Source organism: Actinospica durhamensis, from assembly GCF_018139695.1.
GTDB lineage: Bacteria > Actinomycetota > Actinomycetes > Streptomycetales > Catenulisporaceae > Actinospica > Actinospica durhamensis.
Genome location: NZ_JAGSOG010000018.1, coordinates 45429 through 61003 on the forward strand (window position 1 = coordinate 45429; position 15575 = coordinate 61003).

General features: G+C 71.5%; 16 protein-coding genes. 8 read left to right on the forward strand and 8 right to left on the reverse strand.

What is annotated here, in order from left to right; genetic code table 11:
• Positions 1-11: 11 nt before the first annotated feature.
• Positions 12-605, forward strand: coding sequence for an HAD family hydrolase (locus KDL01_RS45130; protein ID WP_212527419.1), 594 nt, complete (start codon positions 12-14; stop codon positions 603-605).
• A 41-nt stretch (positions 606-646) separates the two neighbouring features.
• Here KDL01_RS45130 and KDL01_RS06465 read toward each other — a convergent pair whose 3' ends face one another.
• Positions 647-1522, reverse strand: a complete 876-nt coding sequence (locus KDL01_RS06465; RefSeq protein ID WP_212527420.1) for a fructosamine kinase family protein — start codon at positions 1520-1522, stop codon at positions 647-649.
• A 30-nt stretch (positions 1523-1552) separates the two neighbouring features.
• A complete protein-coding gene (locus KDL01_RS06470) occupies positions 1553-1942 on the reverse strand; it encodes a VOC family protein (protein ID WP_212527421.1) in 390 nt (129 codons plus the stop codon).
• 54 nt (positions 1943-1996) lie between these two features.
• On the opposite strand from KDL01_RS06470, the gene KDL01_RS06475 reads away from it, so the two are divergent.
• Positions 1997-2278, forward strand: a complete 282-nt coding sequence (locus tag KDL01_RS06475; protein ID WP_212527422.1) for a hypothetical protein — start codon at positions 1997-1999, stop codon at positions 2276-2278.
• Positions 2279-2284: 6 nt separating this feature from the next.
• A complete protein-coding gene (locus tag KDL01_RS06480; protein ID WP_212527423.1) occupies positions 2285-2704 on the forward strand; it encodes a hypothetical protein in 420 nt (139 codons plus the stop codon).
• Here KDL01_RS06480 and KDL01_RS06485 read toward each other — a convergent pair.
• Positions 2699-4531 (reverse strand): WD40 repeat domain-containing serine/threonine protein kinase, encoded by a 1833-nt coding sequence (locus KDL01_RS06485; protein ID WP_212527424.1) that lies wholly within the window; start codon positions 4529-4531, stop codon positions 2699-2701. The two genes, KDL01_RS06480 and KDL01_RS06485, sit on opposite strands and share 6 nt — an antisense overlap.
• Positions 4532-4692: 161 nt before the next feature.
• Between KDL01_RS06485 and KDL01_RS06490 the strand changes: the two genes are divergently transcribed.
• On the forward strand, positions 4693-5589 hold the full coding sequence (locus tag KDL01_RS06490; RefSeq protein ID WP_212527425.1) for a hypothetical protein: 897 nt from the start codon (positions 4693-4695) through the stop codon (positions 5587-5589).
• Positions 5590-5891: 302 nt separating this feature from the next.
• Here the strand turns inward: KDL01_RS06490 and KDL01_RS06495 are convergent, their stop codons facing one another.
• Both KDL01_RS06495 and KDL01_RS06500 read right to left on the reverse strand, forming a co-directional pair.
• Complete coding sequence (locus KDL01_RS06495; RefSeq protein ID WP_212527426.1) at positions 5892-6803, reverse strand: class I SAM-dependent methyltransferase; 912 nt, start codon at positions 6801-6803, stop codon at positions 5892-5894.
• A 55-nt stretch (positions 6804-6858) separates the two neighbouring features.
• Entirely contained in the window at positions 6859-7572 is a 714-nt protein-coding gene (locus tag KDL01_RS06500; protein ID WP_212527427.1) for a TetR/AcrR family transcriptional regulator, read from the reverse strand.
• 131 nt (positions 7573-7703) lie between these two features.
• On the opposite strand from KDL01_RS06500, the gene KDL01_RS06505 reads away from it, so the two are divergent.
• Positions 7704-8315, forward strand: coding sequence for an NAD(P)-dependent oxidoreductase (locus tag KDL01_RS06505; protein WP_212527428.1), 612 nt, complete (start codon positions 7704-7706; stop codon positions 8313-8315).
• A gap of 19 nt (positions 8316-8334) precedes the next feature.
• Here KDL01_RS06505 and KDL01_RS06510 read toward each other — a convergent pair whose 3' ends face one another.
• Both KDL01_RS06510 and KDL01_RS06515 read right to left on the reverse strand, forming a co-directional pair.
• Positions 8335-8895 carry a hypothetical protein gene (locus KDL01_RS06510; RefSeq protein WP_212527429.1) on the reverse strand — a complete coding sequence of 187 codons (561 nt, stop codon included), beginning with the start codon at positions 8893-8895 and terminating at the stop codon, positions 8335-8337.
• Positions 8896-9018: 123 nt separating this feature from the next.
• The gene (locus KDL01_RS06515; RefSeq protein ID WP_212527430.1) at positions 9019-10173 is read right to left on the reverse strand and encodes an NAD-dependent epimerase/dehydratase family protein; all 1155 of its coding nucleotides are present in this window, start codon (positions 10171-10173) and stop codon (positions 9019-9021) included.
• A gap of 213 nt (positions 10174-10386) precedes the next feature.
• On the opposite strand from KDL01_RS06515, the gene KDL01_RS06520 reads away from it, so the two are divergent.
• From KDL01_RS06520 to KDL01_RS06530, 3 genes are read left to right on the forward strand one after another with little or no spacing between them, the layout of a single operon-like run.
• Complete coding sequence (locus KDL01_RS06520; RefSeq protein ID WP_212527431.1) at positions 10387-11088, forward strand: response regulator transcription factor; 702 nt, start codon at positions 10387-10389, stop codon at positions 11086-11088.
• A complete protein-coding gene (locus KDL01_RS06525) occupies positions 11085-12806 on the forward strand; it encodes a sensor histidine kinase (protein ID WP_212527432.1) in 1722 nt (573 codons plus the stop codon). Before KDL01_RS06520 ends, KDL01_RS06525 begins: the two co-directional genes overlap by 4 nt.
• 5 nt (positions 12807-12811) lie before the next feature.
• The gene (locus KDL01_RS06530; protein ID WP_246576047.1) at positions 12812-13279 is read left to right on the forward strand and encodes a GtrA family protein; all 468 of its coding nucleotides are present in this window, start codon (positions 12812-12814) and stop codon (positions 13277-13279) included.
• A 19-nt stretch (positions 13280-13298) separates the two neighbouring features.
• On the opposite strand, the gene KDL01_RS06535 is transcribed toward KDL01_RS06530, so the two are convergent.
• A partial coding sequence (locus KDL01_RS06535) for a glycosyltransferase family 2 protein (RefSeq protein WP_212527434.1) occupies positions 13299-15575 on the reverse strand: 2277 nt, incomplete at its 5' end.

Below are 15575 nucleotides of genomic sequence, written 5' to 3' on the forward strand. Positions count from 1 at the left end.
TGATCCGCGCAGTGGTGTTCGACATCGGTGGCGTATTGGAGATCACCCCGGACCTCGGTGTCACCCGACTGTGGGAGACCCGCTTGGGGTTGTCCCCTGGAGAGCTCGACACACGCATGCACGACGCCTGGGTGGGCGGCAGCATCGGCACCATCACTCTGGACGAGGTACACCAGGCGATCACAGATCGCCTCGAGCTGGACGAACGGCGACGTACGCAGTTCATGGCCGACATCTGGCGCGAGTACCTGGGCACCGCGAACTCGGAACTGATCGAGTATGCCCGTCGGCTGCGCCCGCGGTATCGCACGGGGATCCTGAGCAACAGCTTCGTCGGTGCCCGGGAGCACGAGCAGGCGGCGTATGGATTCGAGGACCTCGTCGACGAGATCGTCTATTCGCACGAAGCCGGAATGAGTAAACCCGATCCGCGGATCTACGCCCTGGTCTGTGCGCGGCTCGGCGTCCGCCCTGAGGAGACCGTATTCCTCGACGACGCAGACCGGTGCGTTACCGGCGCACGCGAAGCGGGCCTGCATGCGGTCAAGTATCAGGACACCGCCCAGGCAATCGAAGAGATCGAGCACCTGCTCACCAGAGCCTGAGCACGCCCGCAGGCGCTACCTCGTCACCTGCGGCCTCGCGGTCAGTGGCGGAACGGCTTGAGTGCGGCGCGCACCTGCTGCGCGGCGCCCCAGTCGTGGTCGAACATGGCGGTCACGGCGAGGTGCTGGCGCAGCTGGATCAGCGGCATCCGGGCCTGCCAGCCGTCGTCCAGGCCGGTCAGCTCCGCGTAGACGGCGAAGAACCTGGCCGCCTCCGGCGGGTGCGGCGAGCACCACAGGTGGGCCAGGTCGACCTCGGCCCACATGTAGGAGACCGCCGGGTCGATCACCGCGGGACGGCCGTCGTCGGCGGCGAGGATGTTGTGGGACCACAGGTCGCCGTGGGTCAGGCAGGGGGGCCGGGGCGGCAGCAGGTCGGGCAGGCGGTCGCAGAGGCGTTCCAGGGCGCGGCGGTCCTCCCGGTCCAGCGCGGCCTCGACCCGGCGCTCGGGGAGCCAGCGCAGCAGCCGGTGCCGGGCGAAGAACTCGTATCCGTCGGCGGTCCAGGTGTTCTCCTGCCGGTACCGGCCGAGCCAGTTGTCCCGCTCCCAGCCGAACCTGTCGTGCACGGTCGAGGTGTGCATGCGGGCGAGTGCGTGGGCGAGCTGCTCCCAGAAGGCCTCGTGCGCCGGGCGTTCCCGCAGCAGGGAGAGCACCAGCACGTCGCGGGTCGAGAGCACGACCTCGGGCGTGGTCAGCCCGCCCCGCTCGCGCAGCACCCCGAGCCCCTCCGCCTCGGCCGCGAACAGGTCGTCAGACGGCACCTCGGCGAACGACTTCACGAACAGCGCCGCCCCGTCGCCCCGATCGGCGATGCCGGCCAGCGCCGCCATCCCGCCCTCGACCGGCTCGACCGCCGTCACGTCGGTGAATCCCGCGGCGTGCAGCCGGTCGCGCAGAAGTATGGCGTTGATCATATCCAAGAGTCTGCCCCACCCCCGTCGGCTTCAGTAGGCGCAGAGTTCGATCAGGGTTCCCTCGGGCGCGCGCAGGTGGGCGGAGCGCAGGCCCCAGTCCGGGCGGGCGGTGGGCTCGGCGACGCTCGTGGCGCCGGCGGCGACGGCCTTGGCGTACGTGTCGTCCACGTCGTCCACGCGGAAGACCAGCACCGCGTGGTCGGCGGTGCCGCGCTCGGGGTAGGGGGCGCCGATGCTCGCGGCCATGAAGCGGCGCTCGAACAGCGCGACGTCGGCGCCGCCGTCCGGGTCTTCGAAGCAGGCGTAGGGCCCTGATTCCTGGTTCGCGGACTGCGGCTCGAGGCCCAGCACGTGATGGTAGAAGTGGTAGCTGGCAGTGAAATCGTCGACCAGGACGCGCAGCTGGCTCACTTTCATCATGGTTCGATCATAGATCGCGGTGAGTCGATCGCGTCGGGCGGGCATCACCGGGTCATGACTCGGGTGCGGGGAGTCGACTGGCGGCTGCGGGCGGACCGCGCCGCGTTCACCGCGGGGATGGCCACGATCGTGGTCGGGCTCTGGTACGCCTGTGTGCGCTCGGTCTACACGCCGGATCCGGACGCGGGCTTCGGCGTCGGGGCGCTGATCGCGGCGGGCGGGCTCGGCTGCGCGGTGGCGGCGTCGGTCGACCGGCGGCGGCATCGTCCGGCCGGGCAGGACGAGGGCGAGCGGCGCCGGTGGGACGCGGAGGGGCGGGTGCACGCGGCGGCGTAGGTAGTGGTGGTCGCGCTGGTCTTCTTCGGTTTCGGGCTCTCCCAGTTGCTGAGCACGTACGCGGCGAACGATCCGAACGCGGTCTCGGTCACGGTGGCGTTGAGCGACTACACCGCCGGCGGCGACCCGGACAGCGGCTACACGAACTACTGCGACGCCACCTGGACGTGGCACGGCGTGCGGCACGAGGTGTCGCAGATGCAGTACCAGGCCGCCTCGACCTCCCAGCCGCTCTGGATCGATCCGTCCACCGGCGACTTCCTGCCGCACCAGGGTCTCGAGGGCAAGTTCGCGGCATACGCCATGTTCGGGTTCTGTGATCTGCCGCTGCTGCTGTGCGTCTGGTTCTTCGGGCTCCGGATCGCCTTCGACCGGTTGAGCGACGACCAGTGGGAACGGTCGCAACGGGCGAAGAAACGGTCATGACGGGCGTTCGTAGATCCACAGCCGCTCGCCGCCGCTGATCGCGAGCAGGGTGTTGCCGGCGCTGAGCGCGGCGTCGAGGACGGAACTCGGGTGCTTGGCGTCGCGGTGCGCGTCGAGCTTGGCGAGCAGGCCGTGGGTCGCCGCGGTCCACAGCTGGACCCCGCCGAGGGTGCCGCCGGTCACCACGGTGCGGCGGTCCGGGCTCAGCCGGGAGCAACACAGGTCCCTGACCAGCCCGGTAAGCGCCGTGGGCGGGTGGCCCGGGCGCAGCGCGGCGAGGTAGTGGCGGCCGTCGCGCTGGTGGCCGACGATCAGCTCCCCGGCCGGGCCGTGCGCGAAGCAGGTCAGGTCGGCATCCTCGAACCGCACGTGGCGCAGCCGGGTGCCGGTCTTCACGTCCCAGCTCAGCAGGCCGCGGCCGGAGCCGGTGGCGGCCACGGACACGCCGTCCGGGGCGAAGGAGACGGCGTAGACCTCGCCGAACCTGTCGGTCAGCTCCCTGATGAGGACACCGGTACGCGCGTCCCACAGACGTACCGCGCCGTCCGCTCCGCCGCTCGCCAGCACCTTCGAGTCGGGGCTGAACGCGAGCGCGGTGACGGCGCGGGCGTGGCCGGTCAACAGCACGTGCTTCGTGCTCTGCCGCGCGTTGGCCGGGTTCCACAGCCGCACGATCGCGTCCTGCCCGCCGGCGGCGAGCCGAGTGCCGTCCGGACTGTAGGCGACGCAGCGGACCTGGTCGCGGGAACCGGTCAGGGTATTGATGAGCGCGCCGCTGCCGGGATCCCAGAGCCGGACCGTGCCGTCGGTGCCCGCGACGGCGAGGGTGCGGGCGTCCGGGGCGAAGGCGAGCGCGACCGCGATTCCCTTGTACGCCTTGATGGTCCGGGCCAGCCGGGTGGGCACGGGGGCGGCCGCGGTGACCGTCGGGCCCACACCGACCACGCCTGTCACCGGCGGCGTCGGCCGAGACGGAACCTGCGGCCGCTGCCGCTGCTGCGGGGCAAGGACCGTGCCGGGCGCCGCGAGCAACGCGAGGGCCTGTGCGGCGGAGGGACGCTCGGCCGGGTTCTTCGCCAGCAGCGCCATGATCAGGCCGGCCAGCGGCAGGCCGGGCGCGGGCGCCTGCGGGGCGCCGGTGAGCACGGCGGACATCGAGGCGGCCGGGGACTCGCGCCGGAACGGGGAGTGGCCGGTGACCACGTGGTAGAGCGTCGCGCCGAGGGAGAACAGGTCGCCGGCCGGCTGGTCCTGCTCGCCGCGCATGCGCTCGGGCGCCATGTACTCGATCGAGCCGATGAACCAGCCGGTGCCGGTCATCGCCGTGTCGCCGGAGCGCTTGGCGATGCCGAAGTCGGTCAGCAGTACCCTGCCGTCCTCGGTGAGCAGGACGTTGGCCGGCTTCACGTCGCGGTGCACGATGCCCACCTTGTGCGCCGCGCTCAGGGCCTCGAGCAGCGAACGCGCCGCCTGAACGGCCAGGTCGGCGGGCAGCGCACCGTGCCGGGCGAGCAGCTCGGCCAGCGAGGTGCCGTGGATCAGCCGCATCACGATCCAGGGATGTTCGTCCTCGATGACCACGTCGTAGACCGCCACCACGTTCGGGTGGTCCCGCAACTGCGCCGCGTTGCGCGCCTCCCGCTGCGCCCGCGAGAGCAGCTGGGCCCGCTCCGGCGCCGCGATGCCCGGTTCGAGATGGACCTCCTTGACGGCGACGTCCACCTCCAGCGCGGTGTCCCGCGCCTGCCAGACGCGTCCCATGCCGCCCGCGCCCAACACGCGCAGCAGCCGGTAACGGCCGGCGACCACCTGTCCCACTTCGGACATGCGTCCAGCCACCCCCTCCGCGCATCAGGATACCGACACGGCGGCGCGCCGCTGTGACTTCGGCGCCGCGCGTTCGCCGCCGCGCGTCCGGCGCAGCCCCGGCCCCGCGTGGGGCCGTTTCGCTCCCGCCCCGGTGCGGGCGGATGTGGGAGCGTGAACGTATGAGCTTCGACATCGAGCGGGCGGCGGCGTTCCTCACGCGGCACGGACGGGTACTCGACCGCCGGCGTTTCGCGGCGGTCGTCGGTGCGACGACGACAGAGCACGGGCTGGGGGTGCTGGCCGCGCTCGAGGGCTACCGCAACGCCGACGGCGGCTTCGGCTGGGGCATCGAGCCCGACCTGCGCGCGCCCGAGAGCCAGCCGGCCGGTGCGCTGCACGCGCTCGAAGCCGTCGCCGACGCCGGGCCCGAGACCACCGACGCCACGTTGGGGCTGCTGGACTGGCTCGACCGGGTCGCGCTCGAGGACGGCGGCCTGCCGTTCGCACTGCCCATCGCGGACCCGGTCGGCTGCGCGCCGTTCTGGGCCGAGGCCGACTCCGGCACGTCGTCGTTGCAGATCACCGCGGCGGTCGCGGCCCAGGCCCACCGGGCCGCCCGGTTCGACACACGGATCCTGCGGCACGCGTGGCTGGGGCGGGCGACCCGCTACTGCTTCGACGCGATCGCCGCGATCGATGAGGTCCCGTTCGCCTACGTGCTCTCGTTCGCGCTGCGGTTCCTCGACGCCGCCGCCGACACCGAGCCGGAGGCGATCGAGTTGCTGCACCACCTGGCCCGGTTCGTCCCCGCCGACGGCGCGCTCCCGGTGGCCGGCGGCGCCGAGGACGAGACCCTGCGTCTGCTCGACTACTCCCCCACGCCCGGGCGCCCGATCCGCAAGCTCCTCGACGAAGACGCCGTCACCCGGGACCTCGAGCGGCTCGAGCGCGGGCAACTGGACGACGGCGGCTGGGCGGTCGACTTCGAGAGCTACTCCGAGGCGGCGGCACTGGAATGGCGCGGGTACACCACCGTGAACTCCGTGGCGATCCTGCTGGCCCACGGGCGGCGCTAGCCCGACGCGTCAGGCCCCTGGGTCAGCGCCCGCCGAGTCAGACGCTGAGCCATAGCGGCTAAGCGGGCATCTCGGGATGGTTTGCAGGGTGGCTCTCGCTCGGTCGGCTGATGTCTTGGCCGGCCCGGCGGTGCCGAAGCGCCTGTGGTCTTCCCATTGCTGCGCTGAAATGGGTGGATGACGACCTCGGCTGTGCCGTCATCTGCCGGCGACGGCTGAAACCGTCGCTGTGACTCCAGTCGATGGAGCCCGCAGATCGTCGCGCACGTCACAGCGCTCTTCTGGACCGTCGTCCAATTGGATCACGGCGAGCCGTGGACGCGTTGAGCGGTGTAGATGACCGTCAGGCGCGGGTCTGCGACCTGGCCGCCGAGCTCGTCAACGAGCGAACCGAGGCGAGTGAGGAACTCCGCGCGGTTCGGCGGGGCGAGTTCGGCGATGTTCGGGAACGTGGACCACTGGTCCCGCGCGCTCTGCGCGGTCAGGATCTGATCCCATTCGAAGAACTCGACTGAGACGTCGCCGAAGTAGCCGCCAGCGGTCAACTGCCTGCGCCAGCGGTCGGTGTCGAGCACGTGCGAGCGGCTGTCCCGGTAGCTGGTGAAATCGGCGGGCAGCAGGTCGCGGTAGACCTCATCGAGCCGGTCGCGGAAGATCGTCGGCCGCTTGGCGTCGCCGAACTCGGTCCACCACGGCGCCAGCCAGCCACCCGGACGCACCAGCCCGGCGATCTTCGCGGTCGATGTGGCCGGGTCGAGCCAGTGCAGCGCCGTCGCCGCCACCGCGAGGTCGAACCCTCCTGGCAGGTCTGCGGACTCAAAGTCGCTGACAGAGATCTCCAGCCGGTCGCACGCGAGATCGGCGGCGAGGATCGCGGCCAGGCTCTCGCCGGGCTCGACCGCGACCACGTGCGCGCCGGCCGCCAACAACGGCCCGGTCGCCAGGCCCGTCCCGGCACCGATCTCCAGCACCCGCGCGCCGGGCCGCAGTCCGCACCGCTCTGCCAGCAACTCGAAGATCGCGTCCGGGTAGCGTGGCCTGCCCCGTTGGTAGGTCAGCGCATCGGCGTTGAACGACATCCGGCGGGCCGCACGCATCGCATCAGACATCATCGATCCCGCAGCCGCGGCAACATCCTGGGCAACGCTGGTGTCGAGGTTGGATTCTTGATCGTCCATTCCTAAAGTCTGCCCAGCTTGGCCCTGCGGAGCCACGGGAATTCCGCCCCGTCGACGTGGCGCGCGAATACCGTGCGCAGCCAAGCCGCGCTCATTTTGTTACGAGCCGCAAGAGGGCTGCGATATCCGGCGTCGGGCGGGCGGTGTGCAGGGCGAGCAGGTCGGCGAGCAGGTCGTCCAGGGGCGGCCACGGCAGGTTGCCGTGGTCGTTGTAGAGGCTGACCAGGCCGTGCATCGCGGTCCAGAGCATGAGCCCGGCCTGCCACCGCCGCTGCTGGGCGGCGGCCTGGTCCGAAGCGCCGTGGATATCGGCGTCCGCCTCGGCCTCGCCCTCCGCCTCGCCCTCGGTGACGGCGGCCAGCGAGGCGATGACCGATTCCAGCAGCTGCGCCCCGGCGCCGTGCGCGGTGTGCGGGACGAGGTCGGCCGGCATGCGGCTGCCGATCAGGGTCCGGTAGGAGCCGGGCTGTTCCACACCCCAGTGCACGTAGGCCGCGCAGCGGGCGACGAGGTCGCCGAGCGGGTCCGCGGCGCGGCTCGCGGCCTGGTCCATGAGCTCGGCCAGTTCGGCGTAACGCAGCCGTAGGACGTGCTCGATCAGCGCGCCGAGATCGGGGAAGTGGCCGTAGATGCTGGCCGGCGCCACCCCCACCTCGCGCGCGACCTGCCGCAAGGTGATCGTCTCGGGGTGGTCGAGCGTGGCCAGCAGCCTGGCCGCGGCCTCCACGAGCTGTGTCTTGAGCAGTTGGCCCTGCCCGCGCGGATTGCGGCGGCGGGCCGGGGCCTGCTCGCGCGGCGCCGTCATGACCAGCCCCTTCCGACCAGCGTGAACCCTTCGACAACAGCGCTCCAGCTTAGCGGCCGAGCTTGACAGCCGGTAAGCAACACTTGTTTACTTATCTAGCCAACACTTGTTTAGTTAAGGGATGGATCCTCATGCGTATCGCGGTACTCGGCGCGTCCGGGAACGTCGGCGGCCTGCTGGTCGAGCAGGCGGCCGAGCGGGGACACGAGGTGGTGGCGCTGGTGCGCCGGCCGGACCGGTTCACCGCCCCCGCGGCCGGAAAGATCGAGGTGCGCCAGGCGGACGTCCGCGCGCCGCACGCCTTCCCCGACCTCGGCGACGTCGAGGTGGTGGTCTCGGCCATCGGCATCAGCAAGGGCGACGGCCCGGGCGCGCTCATCGCCGGGGCCCGGGTGCTGGCCGACACGCGTATACGCACCCTGTGGCTGGGCGCGCTGGGTTCCGGCGCGTCCACCGGTGCGGGCGGCAAGGTCTACCACGTGTTGATGCGGATGTTCGTCGGCAAGGAACTCGCCGAGAAGGCCGAGGCGGACGGCATCGCGCTGGCGGCGGGCGCGACGGTGGTGCACGCGCCGGACCTCGGCAAGGGCCCGATCAGTCCGAAGCGCGGCGTCGCGCGGCTCGCCGACTACCGGCGGACCGGGCTGCTGCCCCGGATCTCCGCCGCCACCGTCGCCGCCGTGATGCTGGACGAGGCGGAGAACGGCGCCTACGGCGCGGAGATCGTCGTACCGCTGGGCTGATCGAATTGAGATACCTGAGCTACATACCCTGACGCACACTCGGCGGGGGCAGCAGCTCCCAGTCGGCGCCGCGGCGGGCCAGCCAGGCCTGGCCGATGAGGTGGAACTTCTCCTCGAAGTCCGGATCCTTCAGCATGACGGCGCTGAACGGCACCGGCAGCAGCGTGCGACGTCCGTCCGCATCGTCGCCGTAGACCGCGACCCGCCTTCGGGAGCTGCGCGGGTCCACCAGGATGGCCTGGATGTGGCGCCATTCCAGCACGCGGCGGCGGCGCAGCGGGCGGCGCAGCACGAGGGCGCTCTCGCCGAGTTCGATCCGGGTGGGCAGGAAGTTCACGCACAGCGCGATCGCGTACACCGGCACGACCGTGAGGTACCAGAACCGCAGCGCCGTGGCGTTCTGGTGGGCGACCGCCGGGTCGGGGCTGTGCTGCAACCACGCCGGAAGCCGCACGACCGCGATCAACGCCAGGATCAGCAGCGGCAGCCACAGCTGCCGGGGCGTGCGCGTGATCGTGACGACACCCGGCACGGTGGCGGGGACGGGCGCGGTGTCAGGGGTCGTGGTCGGCACGGCCATCGGGCGGCTCCTGCGTTCTAGATCGTGGCTGCAGGCTGCCGCGCCGTCAGACCGCTTGTCAACACGACGCCGCCCGCACGCGGCGTCGCATCGACACGCACACCCGTCCCACCGGTCTCCGGCTCAGCCGCGCAGCGCTCCGCGCCAGCGCACGCTCGGAAGCAGGGCGCCGTCCTGCACCCGCTCGCTGTTGGCCTCGACGATCGGGAAGAGCGACTCGATCAGGGTGTTGGACAGCAGGTGCGGCCGCAGGCCGAGGCCGGGCAGGCCGGTGTGCACCACGTTGTAGTAGTGCTCCGACTGCTCCACCCGCGGGTTCTCCAGGTGCTCGATCTCGACGTCGCCGGGGAAGGCCTCGGCGACGGTCTTGGCGAGCTCCTCGAGCCGGAAGGACTCGGTCATCTGGTTGAAGACCCGGAACTCGCCCGGCTCGGCCGGATTCTCACAGGCCAGCCGGATGCACTCGACGGTGTCGCGGATCTCGAGCATCCCGCGGGTCTGGCTGCCGTCGCCGTAGACGGTCAGCGGCCGGCCGAGCACGGCCTGGATGACGAAGCGGTTGAGCACCGTGCCGAACACCGCGTCGTAGTCGAAGCGGGTGGCCAGGCGCGGGTCGCGGTCGGTCTGCTCGGTCTGCTGGCCGTAGACCACGCCCTGGTTCAGGTCGGTCGCGCGCAGGCCCCAGATACGGCAGGCGAACTCGATGTTGTGGCTGTCGTGCACCTTGGACAGGTGGTAGAACGACCCCGGCTTCTTCGGGTAGAGCACGCGGTCGGTCCGCCCCTTGTGGGTGATCTCCAGCCAGCCCTCCTCGATGTCGATGTTCGGCGTGCCGTACTCGCCCATCGTGCCCAGCTTGACCAGGTGGATGTCCGGGTCGACCTCGGCGATGGCGTAGAGCAGGTTCAGCGTGCCGACGACGTTGTTGGTCTGGGTGTAGACCGCGTGCGCCTGGTCGATCATGGAGTAGGGCGCGGCCCGCTGCTCGGCGAAGTGCACGATCGCGTCCGGCCGGAACCCGCGCACCGCGGCGGTGGTGAACTCCGGGTCGGTCAGGTCCCCGACGTAGGGCGTGAGGGTCTTTCCGGAAACCTCGCGCCAGGCTTCGATCCGGGTCTCGAAGGACTCGATCGGGACCAGGCTCTCCACGCCGAGTTCCTCGTCGTAGGCCCGGCGGGCGAAGTTGTCCAGCACGCCCACCTCGTGCCCGGCCGCGGACAGGTGCAGCGCCGTGGGCCAACCGAGGTACCCGTCGGCTCCCAGAACCAGGATCCGCATGCAAACCACCTTTTCCAGCACGTGACAGGCGTATGTGCGGTCGGGTGCGACCGTGTGCGGCAGTCAAGCCGGTCATCCTGACCTGCTCCTGGCCGATTTATCGAAGCTTGCTGCAGATCGGCGGCCCGACCACGGCTGCGGGCGGCGAACTTTCAGGATCCGTCCAGTCTGTTGGTGGAGTACTTTCAGGATCCCGGGCGAGGATGACTCGCTATGGACACCACCCGGGATCCGCTCGCCCATCTGCTGGTCGTCGACGACGAGCCGAACATCCGCGAGCTGCTCTCGGCCAGCCTGCGCTTCTCCGGCTTCGCGGTGAGCACCGCGGCCGACGGGCGCGAGGCGCTGGCCAACGCGGCCGCGCACGCGCCGGACCTGGTGATCCTGGACGTGATGCTGCCGGACCTGGACGGCTTCGAGGTGGCCGGGCGGCTGCGGGCCTCGCGCCCGACGCCGGTGCTGTTCCTGACCGCGCGCGACGCCGTCGGGGACAAGGTGACCGGCCTGGCCCTGGGCGACGACTACGTGACCAAGCCGTTCAGCCTGGAGGAGGTGGTCGCGCGCATCCGCAACCTGCTGCGCCGCTCGCGCGGGCACGCGGCCTCGGGCCGGCACACGGTGGCCGACCTCGTGCTGGACGAGGAGGCGCACGAGGTGCGCCGCGGCGGGCGCTGGATCAACCTGTCGCCGACCGAATTCAAACTCCTCAACTACCTGATGGCCAACAGCGGCCGGGTCCAGTCGAAGGCGCAGATCCTGGACCACGTCTGGAACTACGACTTCGCCGGGCAGCAGGGCATCGTCGAGTCCTACGTCTCGTTCCTGCGCCAGAAGATCGAGGGCGAGGGTCCGCGCCTGCTGCACACCGTGCGCGGTGTCGGCTACGTGCTGCGAGAACCCAGGGCCGGCGAGTGACCGCGCCCGAATTCGGCCACTACCGGCTGCGGTGGTGGCCGGCCCGGTGGGGCAGGCGGCGGATTCCGGCGGTCTTCGCGCGCGTCCCGCTCTGGTCCCGGCTGGTGCTCGCCGCCCTCGGGCTGGCCGCGGTCGGGCTGACCGTCACCGGGCTGGTCGGGATCAACCTCTTCCGCGCCTACCTGCTCGACCAGAGCGGGCAGCAGCTGCTCACCGAGGCGCACACGATCTCCAGCGGGCACTGGGACAAGCCCACGTATCAGGCCTTGAACTGCGGCAACGTGCCGAACGACAACGCCGTCGAGATGATCAGCGACGTCGACGGCGCGAGCACCCTGTCCTCCTGTGACGCCACCGTCGACCAGTCCACCGTCGCGCCCGCCCGTCCCTCGGCCGTGACCCTGTTCGCGGCCACGGAGTCCGGGCAGCCGATCACCCAGACCAGCCGGGTCGGCTCGGTCACGGTGGACTGGCAGATCGCGGTGGTACGCGCGCGGTTCCAGGACGTCACAGACACCACGGAGCACGTCGCGCCGCCCGACTCGGCCGCGCTCGGGGACGACGCCGCGACCCACCAGGAGACAGCCCCCGTCGGCGCCACCGTGGGCGGCTACGTGCTGGTGGCCACTCCCCTGGACAACGTGGACGCGACCGTCAGCCACCTGGTCGACCTCGACATCGTGGTGGACGCCGCGGTCGGTCTCGCCCTGCTCGGGCTCGGCCACCTGCTGGTGCGCCGCACGCTGCTGCCGCTGCGCCGGATCGAGTCGGCCGCGGTGGCGATCTCGGCCGGGGACCTGACCCGCCGGGTGCCGCACGGGCATCCGAAGACGGAGATCGGCCGGCTCTCCGTCTCGCTCAACGGCATGCTCGGCAAGATCGAGTCCTCGTTCGCCGCGCAGACGCGTTCCGAGGCCGCCGCACTGCGCTCGGAGGCGAGGATGCGTCGGTTCGTGGCCGACGCCGGGCACGAGCTGCGCACGCCGCTCGCCTCGGTCCGGGGCATCACCGAGCTCTACCGGCAGGGCGCGGTCGGGCCCGAACAGGTGGCCGAGGTGATGGGGCGGATCGAGGGCGAGGCCACCCGGATGGGATTACTGGTGGAGGATCTGCTGCTGCTGGCGCGGCTCGACCAGCAGCGCCCGCTGGCGCGCGACCCGGTGCATCTGGCCGCGCTGGCCGCGGATTCGGTCATCGCCGCGCGGGCCAGGGCCAGCGACCGCTCCATCGAACTGCTGCTGGATCCGCCCGCCGAGCCGTCCGGCGACGCGGAAGAAGGCTTCGACGGGGTCGGCGAGCCGATCGTCATCGGGGACGAGGGCCGGCTGCGCCAGGCCCTGGACAACCTGCTGACCAACGCCGTCCACCACACTCCGGCCGGCACGCCGGTCAGCCTGCGGGTGCGGCCGGCCGACGCGAGCGGGCACTGCGTGCTCGAGGTGACCGACACCGGTCCCGGCCTGAGCGCCGAGGACGCGGCCCACGCCTTCGAGCGCTTCTACCGGTCCGACCGGTCCAGGGCGCGGCGCAGCGGCGCGCACCAGGGCAGCGGGCTCGGCCTGGCGATCGTCGCGGCGATCGCGCAGGCCCACGGCGGCAGCGCCTCGGTGCGCAGCGAGCCGGGACGCGGAGCGTGCTTCGCGCTGCGCCTTCCCGCGGCGCAGGTACGCCGCGGCCGGGCGGGTACATGGGAACAACAGAGAGAACGAGAGTCGTGACTGAAATGATCGTGGCGGCGGTGCGGCGCAAGGGCGTCTTCCTGCGCTACACCGCGGGATCCCTCATCGCCACCGTCTGCAGCGAGGTGGCCCTGTTCGTGGCGTACGCGGTGTTCGACACCGGTGCGCAGGTCGCCTCGATCCTGGCCTGGGTCGCCGGAGCGGTGCCGAACTACGTGCTCAACCGGCTCTGGGCGTGGAAGAAGCAGGACGGCGAGCGGGGGATGCGCCAGGCCGTGATCTATTGGGGGGTCACCGTGGCCACCGCCGCGCTCGCGGTGCTCGTCACCGACGCCACCGACGGCCTGATCCGCAGCCAGGTCAGCGACCGCATCGACCGGGCGGTGCTGCTCGACGCGGCCTATCTGGCCACCTACGCGGTCGCCTTCGTGGTGAAGTTCGTGGTCTTCGACAAGTGGGTGTTCGGGCGGGCCCGCGGCGAAGCCCCGGACACCGTCCAGGGCCTCGCCTGACCCGAGCCGCTCAGGTCGTTCAGGACGTGGGCTGCGCGCCCGGCCGCTCGCCGGGCGCCGTCCGCGTCCGGCGCCCGAGGACGCGCGGGCGCACGTACTCCCGGCACCAGGTCCCGACCACCACCCGGAAGTAGCGCAGGCCGAACACCAGGTTGTTGCCCTTCTTGGTGGACCCGTGGCTGCGCATCCGCATCGCCATCGGCACGTTCGCGACCCGGTAGCCCTTGGCCAGCGTGCCGATCAGGAACTCCGAGGTCTGATACTGCGCCTGGGTGAGCGTGACGTTCACCGGCACCTGCGCCCGCATGGCGCGCCAGCCCGACGAGGTGTCGGTGACCTTGGTGCGGGTCAGGAAGCTGACGACGAAGCCGTAGAAGTGCACACCGGCGTGCCGCACCAGGTCCCGGTTCTCCCGCCCGCCGAGCACCCGCGAGCCGATGACCAGGTCGGCCGAGCCGTCGACCACCGGGGCGAGCAGGGCCGGCAGCTCGCCGGCGTCGTACTGGCCGTCGCCGTCGCTGGTCACGATGTAGCGCGCGCCCATCTCGTAGGCCAGGTGGTAGCCGACCCGCAGCGCCGCGCCCTGGCCCCGGTTGACCGGCAGCACGCAGGTGGGCGCGCCGTGCTCACGCGAGATCCGCGCGGTCTCGTCGGTCGCCCCGTCCACCACGATCAGGGGTTTGAGGGCCATGCCGAGGCACTCGTCCGGCAGGTCGTCGATGACCGCGCCGATCGCGTCGGCCTCGTTGTACGCGGCGATCAGCACCACGACCGGGGGCAGCTCGAAGTCGGCGCCGTACTCCGCCCGGAACTCGGCCACCGCCTGCGCGTCCGAGGGTTCCGGGTAGGCCTTCATCGGCGGCCAGATCCGGCCGAACCCGGCCAGCGCGGCGATCCCGAAGGCGCCGCCGACGGGCAGGGTGACCAGCGCGGGCAGCTGGTAGCGCCAGGAGAACTCGAACACGTCGGCGGCGAGCAGCAGCAGCACGCCGGTGCCGGTCCACAGCGCGCACCACAGCCGCAGGCCGCTGCGCCGCGCGGTGCGGGTCAGGCCGAGCGCGCCGCCGATCCCGGCCAGCAGGAAGATCGCGTAGAGCACGTCCGGGGTGTAGCCGCCGCCGAGCTGGTAGTCGCGCAGCAGCTGGGCGACGCCGGTGTTCACCGTGGGGGCGCTCTGGCCGAGGGAGGCGAGCTCGGTGTTCGCGTTCAGCGGCGCGAACTCGGGATAGCTCGTCTGGAACTGCCAGCGGCCGACCGCGGTGCCCCCGCTGACCTGGCCGTGCGGGGAGATGAACAGTTCCAGGAAGTCGTGCCCGACCGCCTCGGCGAAGCGCAGCGGCTGGTGTTCGATCACGTACCAGGAGAACTGCGAGGCCAGCGACGGCACCTGGCCGGTGTCGGTCTCGTACACGAAGTAGGGCGAGTTCGGCGAGCTCTGATAGTAGTCGGAGCCGAGACTCTGACGCTTGCTCACCGGATCCGACGGGCACAGGGACTTGAGGTCGGCCGGCAGCGACGCGCAGTCGGCGATCGTGGCGGTACGGCCGTAGAGCATGATCGTGTTGCTCGCCCGCAGGCCGTGCGCCCCGGCGAATCCGGCGGAGTACACGGTGTAGGCGACCAGGGGGACGGCGGCCGCGACGACGAACGCCCCGAGCGCCGTGACGCGGCGGCGCCAGGTCGGACCGGCGGCCAGCACCGCGAACAGCACAGCCGGGATCAGCGTCACCTCGCCGACCGCGCGCACCGTGACGCCGAGGCCCAGCAGCAGTCCGGCAGACGCGGTGAGCCACGGTCCGGGCCGGTGCCGCCAGGTCAGCACGATCAACGCCGCCGCGATCAGCGAAAGGAACAGCGAGTCGGTCAGGATGTTCTGCTCGATCTGCCATTCGTACGCGTCGAGCAGCACCGGCGCGCTCGCTAGCGCGGCCAGCGTCTTCGGCATCCGATGGCGCATCAGCAGGATGTAGATGCACACGCCGGCGGCCAGTCCGAGCAGGTGCTGTACCGCCGTGACGAGGGCGAGGCTGTGGTTCACGTCCCCCAGCAGCCGCAGCAGGATCGGGTAGCCGATCGGCTCGCTGCCGGTCGGGCTGAGCGTCCCGGCGTTGGCGAGGTAGCCGAACGAGTCGATGTAGAGCAGCGCGGGCCGGTACGCGACCATCGTCAGGATGCGCCCGGCCAAGCCGAGGGCGCAGACGAGGGTGAAGAACCAGTGCGTGCGCAGCATCAGGCCGAGGCGGCGCATCCGCCGCGCCGCGCCGCCGGGCGCCGGGGTGGGCGCCGGGGCCGCGGG